The sequence below is a fragment of the Streptomyces sp. NPDC031466 genome, assembly GCF_055581265.1.
The window spans coordinates 350,677-368,115 of record NZ_JBVIJT010000004.1 but is presented as its reverse complement, the minus strand read 5'-3'; the positions used below and the strand labels follow the sequence as shown (position 1 = coordinate 368,115).

General features: G+C 72.3%; 14 protein-coding genes. 6 read left to right on the top strand and 8 right to left on the bottom strand.

What is annotated here, in order from left to right; translation table 11 throughout:
* The first annotated feature begins 206 nt into the window (after positions 1-206).
* The 3 genes from ACZ5GP_RS10515 (at position 207) to ACZ5GP_RS10505 (ending at position 3,589) form a co-directional block, all read left to right on the top strand.
* Positions 207-1,088, top strand: a complete 882-nt coding sequence (locus tag ACZ5GP_RS10515) for an SAM-dependent methyltransferase (protein ID WP_468750460.1) — start codon at positions 207-209, stop codon at positions 1,086-1,088.
* 263 nt (positions 1,089-1,351) lie between these two features.
* The gene (locus tag ACZ5GP_RS10510) at positions 1,352-2,227 is read left to right on the top strand and encodes a TauD/TfdA dioxygenase family protein (RefSeq protein WP_468750726.1); all 876 of its coding nucleotides are present in this window, start codon (positions 1,352-1,354) and stop codon (positions 2,225-2,227) included.
* 111 nt (positions 2,228-2,338) lie between these two features.
* The gene (locus ACZ5GP_RS10505) at positions 2,339-3,589 is read left to right on the top strand and encodes a CaiB/BaiF CoA transferase family protein (RefSeq protein WP_468750459.1); all 1,251 of its coding nucleotides are present in this window, start codon (positions 2,339-2,341) and stop codon (positions 3,587-3,589) included.
* Positions 3,590-3,716: 127 nt separating this feature from the next.
* On the opposite strand, the gene ACZ5GP_RS10500 is transcribed toward ACZ5GP_RS10505, so the two are convergent.
* From ACZ5GP_RS10500 to ACZ5GP_RS10490, 3 genes are all read right to left on the bottom strand, one after another.
* Entirely contained in the window at positions 3,717-4,157 is a 441-nt protein-coding gene (locus tag ACZ5GP_RS10500) for a subtilase-type protease inhibitor (protein WP_468750458.1), read from the bottom strand.
* Positions 4,158-4,523: 366 nt separating this feature from the next.
* A complete protein-coding gene (locus ACZ5GP_RS10495; RefSeq protein ID WP_468750457.1) occupies positions 4,524-5,636 on the bottom strand; it encodes a diaminopropionate ammonia-lyase in 1,113 nt (370 codons plus the stop codon).
* A gap of 154 nt (positions 5,637-5,790) precedes the next feature.
* Positions 5,791-6,234, bottom strand: a complete 444-nt coding sequence (locus ACZ5GP_RS10490) for a DUF3093 domain-containing protein (RefSeq protein WP_468750456.1) — start codon at positions 6,232-6,234, stop codon at positions 5,791-5,793.
* A gap of 220 nt (positions 6,235-6,454) precedes the next feature.
* Between ACZ5GP_RS10490 and ACZ5GP_RS10485 the strand changes: the two genes are divergently transcribed.
* Positions 6,455-9,199 (top strand): alpha/beta hydrolase, encoded by a 2,745-nt coding sequence (locus tag ACZ5GP_RS10485; protein WP_468750725.1) that lies wholly within the window; start codon positions 6,455-6,457, stop codon positions 9,197-9,199.
* 163 nt (positions 9,200-9,362) lie between these two features.
* Complete coding sequence (locus ACZ5GP_RS10480) at positions 9,363-9,860, top strand: GNAT family N-acetyltransferase (protein ID WP_468750455.1); 498 nt, start codon at positions 9,363-9,365, stop codon at positions 9,858-9,860.
* Here ACZ5GP_RS10480 and ACZ5GP_RS10475 read toward each other — a convergent pair.
* From ACZ5GP_RS10475 to ACZ5GP_RS10455, 5 genes are all read right to left on the bottom strand, one after another.
* A complete protein-coding gene (locus tag ACZ5GP_RS10475) occupies positions 9,768-10,643 on the bottom strand; it encodes a slipin family protein (RefSeq protein WP_468750724.1) in 876 nt (291 codons plus the stop codon). The genes ACZ5GP_RS10480 and ACZ5GP_RS10475 overlap by 93 nt on opposite strands.
* 103 nt (positions 10,644-10,746) lie before the next feature.
* Positions 10,747-11,616 (bottom strand): hypothetical protein, encoded by an 870-nt coding sequence (locus ACZ5GP_RS10470; RefSeq protein WP_468750454.1) that lies wholly within the window; start codon positions 11,614-11,616, stop codon positions 10,747-10,749.
* 257 nt (positions 11,617-11,873) lie between these two features.
* Positions 11,874-13,136, bottom strand: a complete 1,263-nt coding sequence (locus tag ACZ5GP_RS10465; protein ID WP_468750453.1) for an MFS transporter — start codon at positions 13,134-13,136, stop codon at positions 11,874-11,876.
* A 140-nt stretch (positions 13,137-13,276) separates the two neighbouring features.
* A complete protein-coding gene (locus ACZ5GP_RS10460; protein WP_468750452.1) occupies positions 13,277-13,747 on the bottom strand; it encodes a VOC family protein in 471 nt (156 codons plus the stop codon).
* A 99-nt stretch (positions 13,748-13,846) separates the two neighbouring features.
* Positions 13,847-14,629, bottom strand: coding sequence for an arylamine N-acetyltransferase family protein (locus tag ACZ5GP_RS10455; protein WP_468750451.1), 783 nt, complete (start codon positions 14,627-14,629; stop codon positions 13,847-13,849).
* Positions 14,630-15,072: 443 nt separating this feature from the next.
* Between ACZ5GP_RS10455 and ACZ5GP_RS10450 the strand changes: the two genes are divergently transcribed.
* Positions 15,073-17,292 (top strand): MMPL family transporter, encoded by a 2,220-nt coding sequence (locus ACZ5GP_RS10450; protein ID WP_468750450.1) that lies wholly within the window; start codon positions 15,073-15,075, stop codon positions 17,290-17,292.
* Positions 17,293-17,439: the final 147 nt, after the last annotated feature.

Below are 17,439 nucleotides of genomic sequence, written 5' to 3'. Positions count from 1 at the left end.
GCGGCCCGGAGGGCGGGCGGGTGGCGCACACCACGGCACGCCCCGGCCGCCGCCCCCGGGGACACGGTCGGCCGTGTCCCCAACCACCGCTCAACACGCGTCCGTTGGACTTCCCGTGAGCAGTTCACCCGAACGTGGATCACCGGATAGTGTCACGCCGACGGCACACGTTCCGTGAACCCCGCGGGAGAGGTGGAGAGCGCGCTGTGGACAGTGACAACCGGTCCGGGACGGCGGCCACGCCGCCGAGTCCGTCCATTCCCTACGACATCCCGACCTCGGCCCGCGCCTACGGCTGGATGCTGGGCGGCAAGGACAACTACGAGGTGGACCGCGACTTCCTGCTCTCCACCCTGCCGTCGTTCCCCGAGTGCGTCGACATCGCCCGGCAGAACCGCCAGTTCCTCTTCCGTGCCGTGCGGTACCTGACCCGCGAGGCGGGCATCCGCCAGTTCATCGACCTGGGCTGCGGTCTGCCCACCGACGCCAACGTCCACCAGGTCGCCCAGCGCTTCGCCCCCGACGCCCGCGTCGTCTACGTCGACATCGACCCGATCGTCCTCGCGCACGGCCGCGCGCTGCTCGCCGACGACTCCTCCACCACCGTGATCCACGGGGACATGCGCGATCAGGAGGCGATCTTGGACCACCCCGACGTGCGGCGCCTGATCGACTTCGACGAGCCGGTCGCGGTGCTCTTCCTCTCCGTCGGCCACCACCTCACCGACGCCGACGAACCCTCCCGCGTCCTGCGGACCGTCATCGACCGGGCGGCCCCCGGCAGCCTCGTCGGCTTCTCCCAGGTCGTCGCCGACGACCCGGCCCGGGGCGCGGCGATGACCGCGCACATCTCCGGTGGCGGCGTCCCCTGGCAGACCCGCACCCCCGCGGAGGTCGACGCGCTGCTCGACGGCCTCGAACCCCTGGAGCCGGGCCTCGTGAACCTCGCCGACTGGCGCCCGGACGCCGCCCAGCCGCCCCTCGCGCCGGTCGACCCGGACCTCGTGCCCTATCTCGGCGCCACCGAACTCAACAAGGGCATCTACGAGTACGGGGGAGTGCTCGGGGTGCCACGCCGGCACGGCTGAACGGCCCCCCTGCAATCGGTTGACCCGGGGCGCCACGCGGCCCACAATGACGACCATGATCCAGCACCTGACCGCCGCCGTACGGACGTTCGGCGTCCCGTGGCGGCGCGGGTGCGAGCGCTCGGGCCGCTAGCCGTACGGAACCGCTCCGTCGCCCCCGCCCGGCACCGCGCCCCGAAGGATCACCCCCCATGGCCGTCACCGACCGCGCCCTCCAGCCCCCGACCACCGTCCTGCGTGAGGCCCGCGTGCCCGCCGACGGCATGTACGAAGGCCGCCGCACCTTGCGCCGCCTGCCAAAGGGGTGGCAGGAGCGGCCCTACGAACTGATCGACGTCACGCCCCTCGGCCGGCTCATCGGCGCCGAGATCCGCGGCGCCGACCTCGCGCGGCCCCTCGCGCCCGCCCTGCGCGACGAGCTGAACCGCGCCCTCCTGGAGTGGAAGGTGCTCTTCTTCCGGGGCGCGCACCTCACCGCCGGGCAGCAGCGCGCCTTCGCCCGCAACTGGGGCGAACTGGAGACCAACCCGCTGCTCGCCAGCGGCTCCGCCGACGACGTCGTCCGTTTCGACAAGGGAGCCGGCGCCGTCCCCACGTACGAGAACGTCTGGCACGCGGACGTCACCTTCCGCCGGCGCCCGGCCCTCGGCGCGGTGTTGCAGCTGCGCGAGGTGCCGCCGTTCGGCGGGGACACGATGTGGGCCGACATGGCCGCCGCGTACGACAATCTCGCCGACGACGTCAAGGAGCGCATCGAAGGGGCGCGGGCCGTGCACGACTTCATCCCCGGCTTCGCCCGCTTCTACGGCCCCGAACGGCTGGCCCCGTTCCAGGACCGCTTCCCGCCCGTCACCCACCCCGTGGTGCGCACCCACCCGGAGACCGGGCGCCGGACGCTCTTCGTCAACACGTCCTTCACCACGCACATCGTCGGCATGGAGCGCGCGGAGAGCGACCGGCTCCTCGGCCACCTCGTGCGACAGGCCCATGTGCCGGAGTACCAGGTGCGTTTCCACTGGCAGGCCGGCGACGTCGCCTTCTGGGACAACCGCGCGACCCAGCACTACGCCGTCGACGACTACGCGCCGCACCGCCGGATCGCGGAGCGGGTCGCGATCGCCGGGGACCGCCCGTACTGACGGGCGATCGGCCCGGCAGGCGGCGGCCCGCTCTTGACCCGCCGACCTGCGGACTTCTAGCCTCGCGGCATCCCGACCGGCCGCCGAACGAACGAACTGGGGCAGTGATCCATGGACTTCGCGTCGACCGAGGAGCGGGGGGAGCCGGCCCAGGGCGCCCTCGCCGGAGTCAAGGTGCTCGACCTGTCCCGGGTCCTGGCCGGGCCGTACTGCGCGCAGATGCTCGCCGACCACGGCGCCGACGTCACGAAGGTCGAACCGCCGGCGGGCGACGAGACCCGGGGCTGGGGGCCGCCGTTCGTCGCTCCCGGCACCTCCGCCTACTACCAGAACCTCAACCGGGCCAAGAAGAACATCGTCGTCGACCTGTCGCTGCCCGCGGGGCGCGAGATCCTCGACACCCTGCTGCGCGACACGGACGTCCTCGTGGAGAACTTCAAGGCGGGCACGCTCGCCAAGTGGGGCTATCCCGACGAGGAACTGCGCCGCCGTTTCCCCGCCCTCGTCCACTGCCGTGTCACCGGCTTCGGGACCGACGGCCCGCTCGGCGGGCAGCCCGGCTACGACGCGGTGCTCCAGGCGTACGGCGGTCTGATGAGCGTCAACGGCGAGCCGGACGGGCCGCCCCTGCGCGTCGGGGTGCCGGTCGTCGACCAGGTCACCGGCATCCTCGCCTTCTCCGGCATCCTGCTCGCCCTGCACGAACGCCACCGTTCGGGCCTCGGCCAACTCGTGGACTGCACCCTCCTGGACACGGCCGTCAGCCTCCTGCACCCGCACTCGGCCTCCTGGCTCGCGGGCGGCGCCGTGCCCCGCCGCACCGGCTCGGCACATCCCACCATCGCCCCCTACGACTCGTTCACCGCCGCCGACGGGCCGGTGTTCATCGCGGTCGGCAACGACCGGCAGTTCGCCGCGCTCGCCGACGTACTCGGTGTTCCCGGCCTCGCGGACGACCCCCGCTTTCGCACCAACCCGGACCGCGTGCGGCACCAGGGGGAGCTGCGGGACGCGCTGGAGGAGCCCGTCGCGGCCCACCTCCGTGCCGAGTTGGCCGCCCTGCTCACCGCACGGGGTGTGCCGGCCTCGCCGGTGCACGACGTGGCACAGGCGCTGACCGCGCCGCAGGTGCGCCACCGCGGACTGGTGGTCGAGGACGGCGACTACCGCGGGATCGCCTCTCCGGTGTCCCTCTCCCGTACGCCGGCGCGGGTACGGCCCGAGGTGCGGGGCGCGGGAGCGGACACCCGAGAGGTTCTCGGCGCGGCGGGTTACGACGACGGGGCCATCGCCCGAGCGGTGGCGGACGGCGTCGTGCGCGCCGCCGAGGCGCCGCCGCCGAGCGGGCGGAGATCGACCTGACGCGCCGCCCGGCGCACACTACGGCCCCCGGTGTCCTCGGACACCGGGGGCCGCCCCGCATCCCGGCTGCCTTCCCCCACGAAAGGTCACCGGGACTCCCCTGAGTGTGGATCAGGGTCGGATCTCGTCAGAAGGTCAATGCGGCACCCTCCCCGAGTCCGGCCTTCATCATGCACCGGTTGGCGAAGGTGCTGGACCAGCTGACGTGCTTGCCGTTCCAGACCCCGCTGACGGTCACTGTGACGGGCCGCCATTCCTTGGTGCAGATGGCATCGGGCGTGTTGTTCACCAGGAGGCCGAACTGGCCCTCCGCCTTGGTGAGTTCGGCACACGCGGCCGCCGGCGAGGGGTGGCTGCCGGAGGGACGCGGTGCACAGGTGAGCGTCACGGCGCGTTCGACCGCCGCGGAGGTGGCGTCCTCGCCCTGACCGACCGTGAGCACCAGGACCGAGGGCGCGTGGAGGCTCGTCGGCTTGGGAGCCCCGGCCTGCGCGGTACCTGATGTCGCGGCGAGGACGCAGGTGGCCGCCGCGGCGGCTGCTCCCATCGTCCTGAGGGTGCGACGCATGGTGATCTCTCCTTCGCTCGTTGCGGTTGGTGACTGCGGTGGGGAGTCTTGCCGGTGCGCAGAGTGAGTGCCAATACGGATGGTCGATTTCCGGATGTGTGCGTTCGGTGGGCGGTTCCCGCACGGGCGTTCGGGCAGCTCAGGAGTGGTGGATCGATGCCGCGTCGCTTGTCCAGCATATGGACGAACGTCACTGGTATAAACGCCAACTACCCTTTGACCTGCGAGAACGCGAAATTGGTTCCTTTTTCGACCATTCGCATCGTCCGGAAATCGCTGCTGGATCATCAGTGACTGCCCATCAGGCCATGGCCGGGACGGCCGGACTTCCGGGTCAGCGACGTGTGCAGGGAGTCGGGTGCTGTGTCAGTCGGCGGGGTTGGCGGCTGTCCCCTCGGTGCTGATCAGTACGACGGTGGCGGCGGGCCCGAGCCCCAGCTCGGCCCGGCGGGCGGCACCGCCCTCGCCGCGGAGGGCGGCGCGCAGCCCGGCGAGGGAGGCCGCGCCGCAGGGTCCGGACGAGACACCGAGCCGCGCCAAGTCCCGCACCGCCGTGGCGCTGTCGGCGTCGGTGACGGTGACCGCCGCGTCGAGTCCGTCGCGCAGCACGGGCCAGGCGAGCGCCGAGGGCGTGCCGCAGTTGAGGCCGGCCATCGCCGTCACGCCGGTCGTCACCCCGGTGAGCCGCCCCTCGCGCAGGCTCGCCAGTACGCAGGCGGCCGTCTCCGGCTCCACCGACAGGAGGGCGGGGGCGGGGGAGGGCCCGGGAAGGGGACGCCGGCCGCGATAGTGGGTCACGGCGGACTGGGCGAGCGATCCCACACCCACCGGGATCGCGACGAGGGAGGGCGCCCCGGCGCCCGCCGCTTCCAGTTGGGCGTCGATCTCGGCGAACAGCGTCGCATACCCCTCGACGATCAGCGCCGGAATCTCCTCGTAGCCGTCCCACGCCATGTCCTGGACGAGCACCGTGTCCGGCGCCTCGGCGGCGCGCGCCGCCCTTTCCACCGCCGCGTCGTAGGGGCCGGTCACGGCGGTGACCTCGGCGCCCTCGCCCTCGATGGCGGCCACGGCCGCCGGATGTACGCCGTCAGGGACGAACACGCGGGCCCGGCACCCGAGTTGGCGGGCCGTCCTGGCCACGGCCCGGCCGTGATTGCCGTCGGTGGCCGTGACCAGACACGGCCGCGCGCCGGAAGCCGACGGCCCTTCCTCCGCCCTCGCCACAACCTGGTGGATCGCCCAAGAGGCGCCGAGCGCCTTGAACGCGGGCAGGCCGAGCCGTGTCGACTCGTCCTTGACGAAAACCCGGCCTACGCCCAACTCGGCGGCCAGTGACGGGAGGTCATGCAGCGCGGTCGGTGCGTAGCCGGGCAGCGAGCGGTGGAAGGCGCGGGCATCCGACCGCGGAGGGGCGCAGATCCACGCCCGTGCGGCGGGACGCGCGTACCAGGGGAGGGAAGAGCGGGAACCGGCCATGGAGTCAGTCTCTGGAGTCTGCACGTGATCACCTTCCCGCCCGCCCCGACCACCGGTCCAGCGAGGGAACCAGGGAACTGAGGCACGGGCATGTCGACGTCTTCGCTCGCCGGCTGTGAGCTGCTGGACCTCGGCCGGTTCCGGTCAGTTCCGGTCAGCTTCGGGAGAAGGCGAGTACCGCCGCGAGGTTCATGGGCCTGCGCGTCGAGACGTAGATGTAGGGCGCGCCGCCGTAGGCGTTCCTCAGCTCGATGCGCAGGGCGGTCGGGATGTAGGAGCGAAGGAGCAGCAGCGCGTACGGATTCGCCTTGGCCGTGCGCCATTCGAAGGCTTCCCGCTCGTCCAGGATCTCCGTCATCCCCAGCGCCTCGATGGGGACGGTCCGCTCGCCGACGACCAGGGAGCCCGGTGTCACGAGGATGCGCGCCCTGCCGTGCGCGTGCACGATCGCGGAGGCCACCGTGATGCCGAGCGTCGCCACGGTCGCCGCGACGATCGGTCCGAAGGGAATCGCTCCGAGCCCCAGTCCGGCTCCGCCCAGGACGACCAGGGCCCACCAGGAGCGGGGGACGCTCAGCCGCTCTTCGTAGATGTGCATGACCGCATCCTGGCAGGGGAGTCCGCCGCCGCGTACAGCAGGATCCGGCCCTGCCGGTCCCTTGCGGTCCGTATGCGCGGGGAGGCAACGCGAAGCCTCCGGTTGCCGTCCTCGAAGAAGCAAGAGGGGCACATGAGTTCGTTTCTGTGCTCCGCGGACAGTGATCCAGAGGAGGACCACTTTGAGACGCGTGTCAAGAGTGGCGACCACGGCGCTCGCGATGCTCGCACTCGCGGCGGCGTCCCCGGGGGCGGCGCAGGCGCTGCCGTCGGCCGACGCCCGGCCCCCCGCGTCACCCACCCCGCCGGGGAACGACGACGGCCTTCCCCACGGCTGGCGGGTGGTGGGCGAGGGCAACGGCAGGGAACTGGTCTGGGCCGCACCCGAACCGGTGCCCATGGGGGACGCCCGCGTCGAGTTCTACGCGGGGGACAAGCTCCTCGGGCGGCCCGAAGCGGCCCGCGACGGCCGCTCGTTCCGGCTGCCGCTCGGCGGCGCGCGCGTCGGGGCGGCGAAGAAGCTGCGTGTCGTCGCCGGCGGCCGCCGCCTGGACGAGGCGGGAGCCGGACGGGAGTCGAACGCCCCGCGCTCCGCGTCGCTGCCGGCCCCGGCGCCCGCGAACGAGGTCGACCCCGGCGCGCCGGGCCGCTACCGCACCGTCGGCGGCTCGTACACCCTGGACTCCGTGCGGCTGCCCGGCTACGCGCAGCCGGTGGAGATGAAGGCCGACGTGGTGGGCCCCGCCGACGCCCCGGGGAAGCGGCCACTGGCGCTGTTCCTGCACGGCCGGCACGCCACCTGTTACGGCGGCGGCGACGAAGCAGACGGTTCCTGGCCCTGCAAGGGCGGCTCCAAGCCGGTACCGAGCCAGTCCGGTTACAAGAAGGCCCAGAAGCTCCTGGCCTCCCAGGGCTATGTCACGGTGTCCATCGCCGCCAACGGCATCAACGGCCAGGACCACCTCGCCGAGGACGCCGGCGCGCAGGCCCGTTCCTCGCTGGTGCGCCTGCACCTCGCCCGCTGGGCGGACTGGGCCGAGAAGCGGGACGGCGCCCCGGCGGCGGTCCGCGACACCGCGCCCGCGGACCTGGACCGGGTGCTCCTGGTCGGCCACTCCCGCGGCGGCGAGGGCGTCAACCGGGCCGCGCTGGACAGCCTTTACGCTCCGCCCGCCGACCAGGACGGCTACCACGGCCCCGTGCGCTGGAAGATACGGGGCAACGTCCTGATAGGCCCCACCATCTTCGGGCAGAACCCGGTCCCGGACGTGCCCTCCGCGACGATCCTGCCCGGCTGCGACGGAGACGTCTCCGACCTCCAGGGCCAGCTCTACGCCGACGGGACCCGCCGTGTCAGCAACGGCACCGCCCTGCACAGCTCGCTCTACATGGTCGGCGCCAACCACAACTTCTTCAACACCGAATGGACTCCCGGGCAGGCCAAGGCGCCCGCCGACGACGACTTCCAGTCCGAGGGCCGGGACCCGGTGTGCTCGCCGGGTAGCAGGACCCGCCTGACGGCCAAGCAGCAGCAGACCGCGGGCGCCACGTACATAGCCGCGGCGGCACGGCTGTTCGTCGGGGGCGACGACCGGGTGCGTCCCCTCCTCGACGGCTCGAACCGGCGTGCTCCCTCGGCCGGCCCCGCGCGGGTGCTGAGCCACGCCGTCGGCGCGCGCCGCACGGAGGCCTTCCTGCCCGACTCCTCGACCACCGTCAAGGGCGGCCGGCTCTGCGCCCAGGTGCATCCGGACGCCACCCGCTCCTGCCTGCCGCCCGACATGGCGGGCGGCTCACCGCACTTCGCGGGCTGGGAGGTCTCGCCGGAGCCCGGCCGGGACGCCGTGGCGATGCGCTGGACACGGGCCGGCGCCCCGGTACGGGTGAGCCCCGCCCGCCCGGTGTCGCTGGCGGGCGCCAAGAACCTCGCGCTGCGGGTGATCGTGCCGCCCAACACCACCGGCACCAAGCTGGACGTCACACTCGTGGACGCCTCCGGGCACCGCGTCGAGCTAGGCCGGGTCCGCGTCGACGGGCTCCCCGGCAGCGGCCGGACCACCTCCTACTGGGGTCGCGAGGTCCGCGTGCCCCTGACCGCCGAGGCCCGGGCGAAGCTCGACCTCAAGCAGGTGAAGACCCTGGAACTGACCCCGCGCACCCGCTCCGGGAAGGCGTGGCTGGTGGACGCCTGGGGCTGGCGGGCCGGGACACCCGCGGTGAAGCAGTCCGCGCTGCCCCGGGTGGACATCGGCCGGCTGACGGTCGACGAGGGCGATTCCGGGGTACGCACGCACCACGTCCCGGTCCGCGTCTCGGGCTCGGGCACCGGCAAGATCCGCCTCTTCGCGCCCAGGCCCGGCTCGGGCGAGGTCGGCCACCGCACGGTGACGGTACGCCCGGGCGCCCAGGACATCGACGTGCCGATCGAGGTGCGAGGCGACACCCGCTACGGCTACGACGTCCCGCACGACGCGTTCGCCAAGGCGGTGCGCGGCGCCGTGATCGGGTCCCACCACGGCGGCGTGACGGCACGCAACGACGACCCGATGCCCAAGCTGACCCTTGAGCCCGTCGCCGACCGCGTCACCGAGGGCAAGCGGCTGAAGTGGCGGCTGACGCTCGCGGAGCCCATCGACGTGGACCTCATGGCCGGACTCGCGTTCCGTCCCGTCGACCGGGGTGCCGAACTCTCCACGCTCGACGTGGATCCGCGCTGGCTCATGGACGAGGCGGGCCAGGAACCCCGCCCGGGGCGCGCGCTCTCCAAGATGTGGAAGAACGGCGAATCCCTCTTCCTCGTCTTGCCCGCCGGCAAGAAGAGCGTCGAGGTGGGCGTGCCGACCATCAAGGACACCGTGCGCGAGCCGGACGAGCACCTGAAGGCCCAGCTGTTCGTGTATGACCAGAACTGGGAACCGCAGGACGGCGGACCGGTGATCACCGGAACGGTCCGGGACGCGAGGTAGTGCGGGGGTCGACCGGCCCGGCGGTCAGTTCAGTCGCCGGGCCGGCCGACCCGCGGGCGCGTTCGGACCGGCGCATGAGTCAACAGCAGGGCGGCGGGAGAGGTTCCGGGGGGGGGGGCGTAAATCCCCGACCCCTTCCGTCGATCTTGCATAGGGTGCGCCCATGTCCGCCTCCTCGAACGCTCCCCAACTCCAGCTCCTCGGCCCCGGGCACGCACCGGCCCTGCTCGCCTTCGAGAAGGCCAACCGCGCCTACTTCGCCGCGTCGGTGCCCGACCGGGGCGACGCCTACTTCAGGGACTTCGCGACGCGGCACAGCGCCTTGCTGGCCGAACAGGCCGAGGGTGTCTGCTACTTCCACGTCCTGGTCGACGACGCGGGCGACGTGCTCGGGCGGGTCAACCTCGTGGATGTGACCGACGGCAGCGCCGAACTCGGCTACCGCATCGCGGAACGGGCCACCGGCCGGGGCCTGGCCACCCGTGCCGTCCGGCAGGTCTGCGACCTCGCCGGCACCGCGTACGGCCTCACCGGGCTGCGTGCCGCCACGACCTTCGACAATCCGGGCTCACGGGCCGTGCTCGACCGCGTCGGATTCCTCCCCGCCGGCGACGTCCGGCTCGACGGCCGCCCCGGGACCCGCTACACGCTGGCGCTCTGACGCCTCGGGGGCGGCCGCCGGAGGCTGCTGGGCCCGCTCCAGGAAGCGGAGCAGCTCCACCGGGAAAGGCAGGACGAGGGTGGAGTTCTTCTCGGCGGCGACGGCCACCACGGTCTGGAGCAGCCGGAGTTGGAGCGCGGCGGGCTGTGTGGACATCTCCTTCGCGGCCTCGGCGAGCTTCTTGGAGGCCTGGAGTTCGGCGTCGGCGTTGATGACGCGGGCCCGGCGCTCGCGGTCGGCCTCGGCCTGGCGGGCCATCGAGCGCTTCATCGTCTCGGGCAGCGACACGTCCTTGATCTCGACGCGGTCGATCTGCACGCCCCAGCCGATGGCCGGGCTGTCGATCATCAACTCCAGGCCCTGGTTGAGCTTTTCGCGGTTGGAGAGCAGGTCGTCGAGGTCGCTCTTGCCGATGATGGAGCGCAGCGACGTCTGCGCCATCTGCGAGACCGCGAAGCGGTAGTCCTCCACCCGCACGACGGCCTCGGCGGCGTCCACCACCTTGAAGTAGATGACGGCGTCCACCCGCACCGTGACGTTGTCCCGCGTGATGCCGTCCTGCGCGGGCACCGGCAGCGTCACGATCTGCATGTTCACCTTGCGCAGCCGGTCGACGAACGGGACGACCAGCGTGAAGCCGGGCTCCCGCACATGTCCGGAGAGCCGGCCGAGACGGAACACCACGCCACGCTCGTACTGCTTGATCACCCGGGCTGCGGCCATCCCGTACACCAGACAGCCTGAGGCGACCGCCGCGCCTGCTGTCAGCAGCTCCTGCACCATGGCGACCCCCCTGACGTCCGAGTCGGCCACTGTTTTCACGATATGCCTGCGCTTGTCCATCGGTCGAGCCCCGGGGCAGCACCGAAGTCGGTCGACACCGGAATCAGCCGTCACCGGAATCAAGCGGCGGCGGGCCCAGGCCGGTCCGGGTGGGCCGGGACTCGTGCAGTCGCGTGTGAAAGCGCCCCTCGGACTCGCGCCCGGCCGGATCCTCACCCGCCACGATCACCTGCCGCACGGTGTCCCGCCGCTCCTCGGGACCGGTGAAGAGCCGCTGCGGATAGGTGCGCGACCTGTCCGTCTCGGTGCGCAGGCCGTGCGCCGCCAGCGTCGCCGCGATGCGGCCGTAGGGCACGCTCCGCAGCACGAACGCGCTCACCCACACCTGCGTGCGCGCACAGTCGAGCAGCGCGTCGAACGTGCGGTGCGAGAGGTAGCTGATACCGCCCGTGACGGCGATCAGCCCGACGCGCGCGACCGCGTGGCACAGCCCGGCACTGGGCGGGCGCTGTTCCAGGTCCTCGGCGTACGCCTCGTCGAGCAGCCCCACCTCCAGCGCGTAGCGGGTGGCGTTCGCCGCGGCGTCGAGCCCGATGACCGGCGTGGCGTCCGCGCGCCGCCGCGAGGCGTAGAACTCCTTGTCGTACTGGACGAGTTCGTGCGGGGGGAGTGCCGTGGTCCGCGCGGAGGTGTAGTGGGCGTACAGGTCGGCGAGGGTGAGGTCGTGGTTGAGCAGCGCCGCGTTGATGCCGTAGGAGCAGCACACGTCGAGGACCGTGACGGGGCCGCTGCTGCCGGGCACCTGGGCGCGCAGGTCGCGGGTGCGGCGGAACACCGCCTGGGCGTGGTGCGGGATCTCGTACTCGTACGGCGCCAGCGTGCGGAAATAGGCGCGGGGGTCCGGCTGGTCGTAGATGTCGTCGAACCGGGTCTTGCCCGATGCGGTCCTTTTCCTCGGCCGGTCTGTGGCCATGGGGCACCTCCGGGAGTGAGGGGTCGGTCGGGGCCGACGTGCAGCACTACCCGACCCGCGCCGACCCCGCCAGGCCCCGTGGCGGCTACCGGCCACAGCGCCGCCCGCCGCGCCGTTCCCGGGGCGTGTGTCCGACCGCCCTGGAGCCGATGCTCACCTTCCAGGGTCCCACGCTCCGGAGCCGGCCGTTCAGGCGCTTTCGTCCGGGCACCCGAGTCGGTGCACCCGGCGAGGGGCGCGTTTTCGTACGGCTCCCGTCAGCCGACCGCGACGGCAGACCCCTCGGCCGGGGCCGTGTGGCCCGGCTCCCGCGCGGCCGCCCCCGCCCGCCGGGCCCACCGCACCACGGGCCCCATCAGCAGGGACGCGGCGAGGAAGACCGCGCCGAGCACCAGCCACCCCGGCACGCCCCACGCCACCAGGAGCCACGTCAGCAGGAGCGGTCCCGCGGTGCGGGCGACCGGGACACCCGTGCCGAAGAAGCCCTGGTACTGGCCCACGTGCCGCGCGGGCGCCAGCGCGAAGCCGATCTGCCACGCCCCGGCCGACTGCTGCATCTCGGCGATCACCTGGAGCACCGCGCCGACGACCAGGACGGCGGCCGCCGCCCACGGGGAGAACCCCGCCGCCGACACCGCGAAGACCGCGCACGAGGCGAACATGACGAGCCCGGAGCGCCGCACCGCGCGGACGGCCGTCGCCGGTCCGGTCACGCCCCGGGCCATGCGCACCTGGAAGGCCATCACCGCGAGGGTGTTGAGGACGAACAGTGCCGAGACCAGCCACCCCGGGGCGGCGGTGCGCTCCACCGTCCACAGCGGGATCGCGAGGCTGAGCAGCGGCATCCGCAGCAGCAGCACCGCGTTGAGGAGCGCCACCACCGCGTAGGGCCGGTCGCGGAGCACGGCGAGCCTCGGCCCGCCCACGGCTGCGGCCGGGGTCCGCGGCAGCGCGGGAAGCCGTAGCAGCACGGCCCCGCAGAGCAGGAAACCCGCCGCGTCGAGTGCGAAGACCGCGCGGTAGGCCTCGGCGGTGTCATGGCGCAGGGCCAGCCCGCCGATGGCCGCCCCGAGGGCGAGACCGGCGTTCAGCGTCGACTGGAGGTGGGCCAGCACCGCCGTGCGCTCCGGGGCCGGTACGAGCCCGGCGAGCAGCGCCTGCCGGGCCGCCGCCAGACCGCACTGGGCGACCGCGTACACCACCGCCGCCACGACGAACAGCGGGAAGGAGCGGACGAAGAGGAAGGCCCCCACCGCCGCCGCCGTGGCCAGGGCGAGCAGCACCGACGTCCCGCGCGGCCCCCGCCGGTCGGCGAGCGCGCCCAGCGGCACCCCGGCGACCGACCCGATCGCCCATGCCACCGTCAGGCCGAGCCCGATCTGGGTGGGGGAGAGGCCGACGACCCGGGTGAAGTAGAGCGCCGACGACACGTAGTACGCGCCGTCACCGACGGAGTTGCTCAGTTGCGCGGCCGCGAGGGCGCGTGGCGCCCCCGGCGGCGGAAGGACACGGATCGACACGACGCTCCCCGAGTCGGCGGCCCGGTGGGCCGGCCCTGGTGTGACGCGTCGAAGGTAGGCCGCGGACGACGACCGCGAGCGGGCCAATCATCCACCGCGATCGTGCGCCAATTCGGCCTCGCGCCTCGCGCCCCTGGGCCTCAGCCGTCGGCCGCCGCCCGGAGCGCCGCCACGTCGAGCTTCTTCATGCCGAACATGGCCTGCATGGCGCGCTGGGCGCGCTCCGGATCCGGGCCGGTGACCAGTTCGATGAGGAGGGTCGGCACAACCTGCCAGGACAGGCCGTACTTGTCCTTGAGCCAGCCGCAGGGACCCTCCTCGCCGCCCTCGGACAGCTTCGCCCAGTAGTAGTCGACCTCCTCCTGGTCGGCGCAGTCGACGCACAGGGAGACGGCCTCGCTGAAGGTGAACTCCGGGCCGCCGTTGAGGGCCGTGAACGGTTTGCCGTCCAGCTCGAAGTCCACCGTCAGGACGGTGCCCGCCGGGCGCGGGGCGCCTTCTCCGTAGTACGAGATGTTCTTGATCGCGGAGTTCGGGAAGACCGAGACGTAGAAGTTCGCGGCCTCCTCGCCCTGCGTGTCGAACCAGAGGTTGGGAGTGATCTTGGGCATGGCACTCTCCTGTCGCGTACGCGCCGGTCCCGCCCGCGTCTGCCGGGCGAACTGTCTCTATGGGGACCGTCGCAGCGCCCGGAACTCATCGCCACTTGGTCACCGGATTGGCCGCACGCGCGGCTCCCCCTCCAGCTGGATGCCGAAGTACCGCTCGTACGCCGCGAGGACCTCCGCCTCCGAGGCCAGCTCGGTGACCGTCCGCTCGCCGTCGCGGGTGGTGGTCAGGGAGCGGCCGCTGAGCGTGATCCGGCTGTCGCCGTGGATGATCGAGCAGACCAGGGAGCGGGTGAAGTGGGAGGCGGGGGAGGTGCGGTGGTACCAGGCGCCGCCCGTAAAGTCCGCCAGGGTGCGCGGGCGCGGGTCCAGCAGATACTGCGGTTTTCCGTCCTTGAGAACGTCCAGGTCGCCCTCCGCGCTCTCCACGAGACGGAACGTGCCGCCGGGGTCCGTCTGCTCGCCCCGCTCGCCGTAAGCCAGCGGCAGATGGCTCTGGGCGCCGAACCCGATGTCCGCGAGCCACTGGCCGCCGTCCCGCGTACGCACCAGGAGCGCCAGATGGTCGAAGGGGATGCCGAGCCGCCCCTCCTCGTCGTACACCCGGGCCTGCAACGGTGTGACATCGAAGCCGAGGGCCGTCAGAAGGACCCCGAAGGCGCCGTTGAGTTCGTAGCAGAAGCCGCCGCGGCGCTTCCGCACGACCTTCGCTACCAGGGCCTCGGCGGTCAGTTCGATCTCCTCGCCGAGGTGGACCGAGAGGTTCTCGAAGGGGACGCTGCGCAGGTGCGCGAGGTGCAGCTCGCCGAGGGCCCGGGCGGTGGGGGCGGCCGGGCGCGCGGCGCCGATCCGCCGCAGGTAGGCATCGGTCTGTTCGGTGTCCATGGGCCCAGTGTGGCGGGGGCGGACGCGCCCGGACCACGGCCCCCCGGCGTTGCCCGCACCGGCCATCGGTCCTAGGACTTCCGCCCTACCGTCCCGCGCGTCGATTCCCGGGCGCGGCACGACGCGAGACCTCAGGAGGTGGATCACCGATGGACCACAGACAGGGGGAACCGATCGTTCCGCGCCAATGACCGGGGCGAGTATTGACACGTGACTGCACCCTGTGAACTAGACGGGGACCGCGGCTCTCCTCCCAGGGGATGAGACTCCACCGCACGCAGTACACCGCCCGTGGGCCGATAGTCGGGCTCGCAGTCGGACTCTTGCGCTGCCGTGGGCGGCGAGTATGGAGAGGAATCCTGCCGACCCGCCCGACGTGCGTCGATCGCACCGACGGAGGGCCGGCTCCTGCCAGCTCCAACCCGACGGGGGTCCCTTTCGCCGTGGCTACGTTCCTGTACAAACTAGGCCGCCTCGCCTTCCGGCGACGCCGTTACGTGGCGCTGCTCTGGGTGGCGCTCCTCGTCGGTGCGGGCGTCGCTGCCTCGACCGCCCCGGCCCCGCCCGAGGACTCCTTCTCCATGCCGGGAACCGAGTCGCAGAAGGCCTTCGACCTCCTGGAGAAGCGCTTCCCGGACGCCAGCGCCGACGGCGCCAGCGCACGCGTCGTCATACGGGCCCCCAAGGGTGAGAAGATCACCTCAGCCGATTCCAAGGCCGAGGTCGAGAAGATGGTCGCGGCGATCGGCGAGGGCTCGCAGGTGGCGGGCGTCGACGACCCGTACAAGGCGAAGACCGTCAGCAAGGACGGCACCACCGCCTACACCTCCGTGACGTACAAGGTGGCCGCCACCGAACTCACGGACAAGTCGCGGGACGCCCTGACCAAGGCCACCGACAAGACCCGGCACGCGGGCCTGACCGTCGAGGCCGGCGGCGACGCCGTCATGGCCGAGCAGGACATGGGCGGCAGCGCCGAACTCATCGGCATCGCCATCTCCGCCGTCGTCCTGATCCTCACCTTCGGCTCGCTGGTCGCCGCGGGCATGCCGCTGCTCACCGCGATCATCGGTGTCATGATCGGCGTCAGCGCCATCGGGGCGCTGGGCAGCACCCTCAACCTGTCCGCCACGACCTCCACCCTGGCGACGATGATCGGCCTCGCCGTCGGCATCGACTACGCCCTGTTCATCGTCTCCCGCTTCCGGGCCGAGATAGCCGAGGGCCGCACTCCGGAGGACGCGGCGGGCCGCGCCACCGGAACCGCCGGTTCCGCCGTGGTGTTCGCCGGACTCACCGTCGTCGTCGCCCTCTCCGGCCTCGCGGTCGTCAACATCCCGATCCTCACCAAGATGGGCCTGGCCGCCGCCGGGACCGTGGTGGTCGCCGTCCTCATCGCGCTCACCCTGATCCCCGCGCTGCTCGGCTTCGCCGGCCGCAAGGTACTGCGCCGCAAGGACCGCAAGAAGTCCCCGAGCCAGCTTCAGGACCCGAACGCCAAGCCCAAGCTCGGCACCCGCTGGGCGCGCTTCGTGCTGCGCCGCCCGCTCGCCGTCCTGCTCGTCGCGGTCGTCGGCCTCGGCGCGATGGCGATCCCGGCCACCAGCCTCGAGCTCGGCCTGCCCGACGAGGGCACGGCGGCGCCGGACACCACCCAGCGCAAGGCGTACGACATGCTGTCCGAGTCCTTCGGCGCCGGTTTCAACGGCCCGCTGATGGTCACCGTCAGCAAGGACTCCGGGGTGGCGGCCGCCGCGAAGACCGTCGGCGAGAAGCTCGCCAAGGTCGACGGCGTCGTCGCCGTGACGCCTCCCACGGCCAACAAGGCCGACGACACCGCCATCCTGAGCGTCGTCCCCGGGAGCGGACCGAGCGACCACAAGACCGAGGAATTGGTCAAGTCGATCCGGTCCAGCGCCGAGGGCATCGGGGCCGACACCGGCTCCGAGATCCTGGTCACCGGCCAGACCGCGATGACCATCGACTTCTCGCAGACCCTGGACGACGCGCTGCTGCCCTACCTGGGTCTGGTCGTCGGCCTCGCGTTCCTGCTCCTGATGCTGGTCTTCCGCTCGATCCTCGTGCCGCTCAAGGCGGCGCTCGGCTTCCTGCTCTCGGTGGCCGCCGCGCTCGGCGCCGTCGTCGCCGTCTTCCAGTGGGGCTGGCTCGCGGACGTCGTGGGCGTCGACCAGCCGGGCCCGATCATGAGCATGATGCCGATCTTCATGATCGGCGTGGTCTTCGGTCTCGCCATGGACTACGAGGTGTTCCTCGTGACGCGGATGCGCGAGGCGTACGTCCACGGGGCGCGCCCCGGCGAGTCGATCGTCACCGGCTTCACCCATGGCGGACGGGTCGTGGCCGCGGCCGCGATCATCATGATCAGCGTCTTCTCCGGCTTCATCATGGAGAACGACGACATGATCAAGATGATGGGCTTCGGACTGGCGGTGGCCGTCCTCTTCGACGCGTTCGTCGTCCGTATGGCGATCGTGCCCGCCGTGCTCGCGCTGCTCGGCAAGGCCGCGTGGTGGCTGCCGCGCTGGCTGGACAAGGCGCTGCCGAACGTGGACGTGGAGGGCGAGAAGCTGCACAAGTCCCTCGGCGACACGATGACGCCCGACGCGCGGGACGAACGGGAGCTCGAGCGCGTCGGCAGGTGACACGGCCGTATCCACCGGGCGGGGGGGGGGGGGGGGTGGGTGGGGGGGGGGGGGGGGGGGAAAGAGGGGGGGGGGTAGGTAACGGGCAGGGGGCTGGTGGGGGTTGGGTCTCTGCTTTTGGGAGGGGGGGCATGAAGGGGGAGAAGG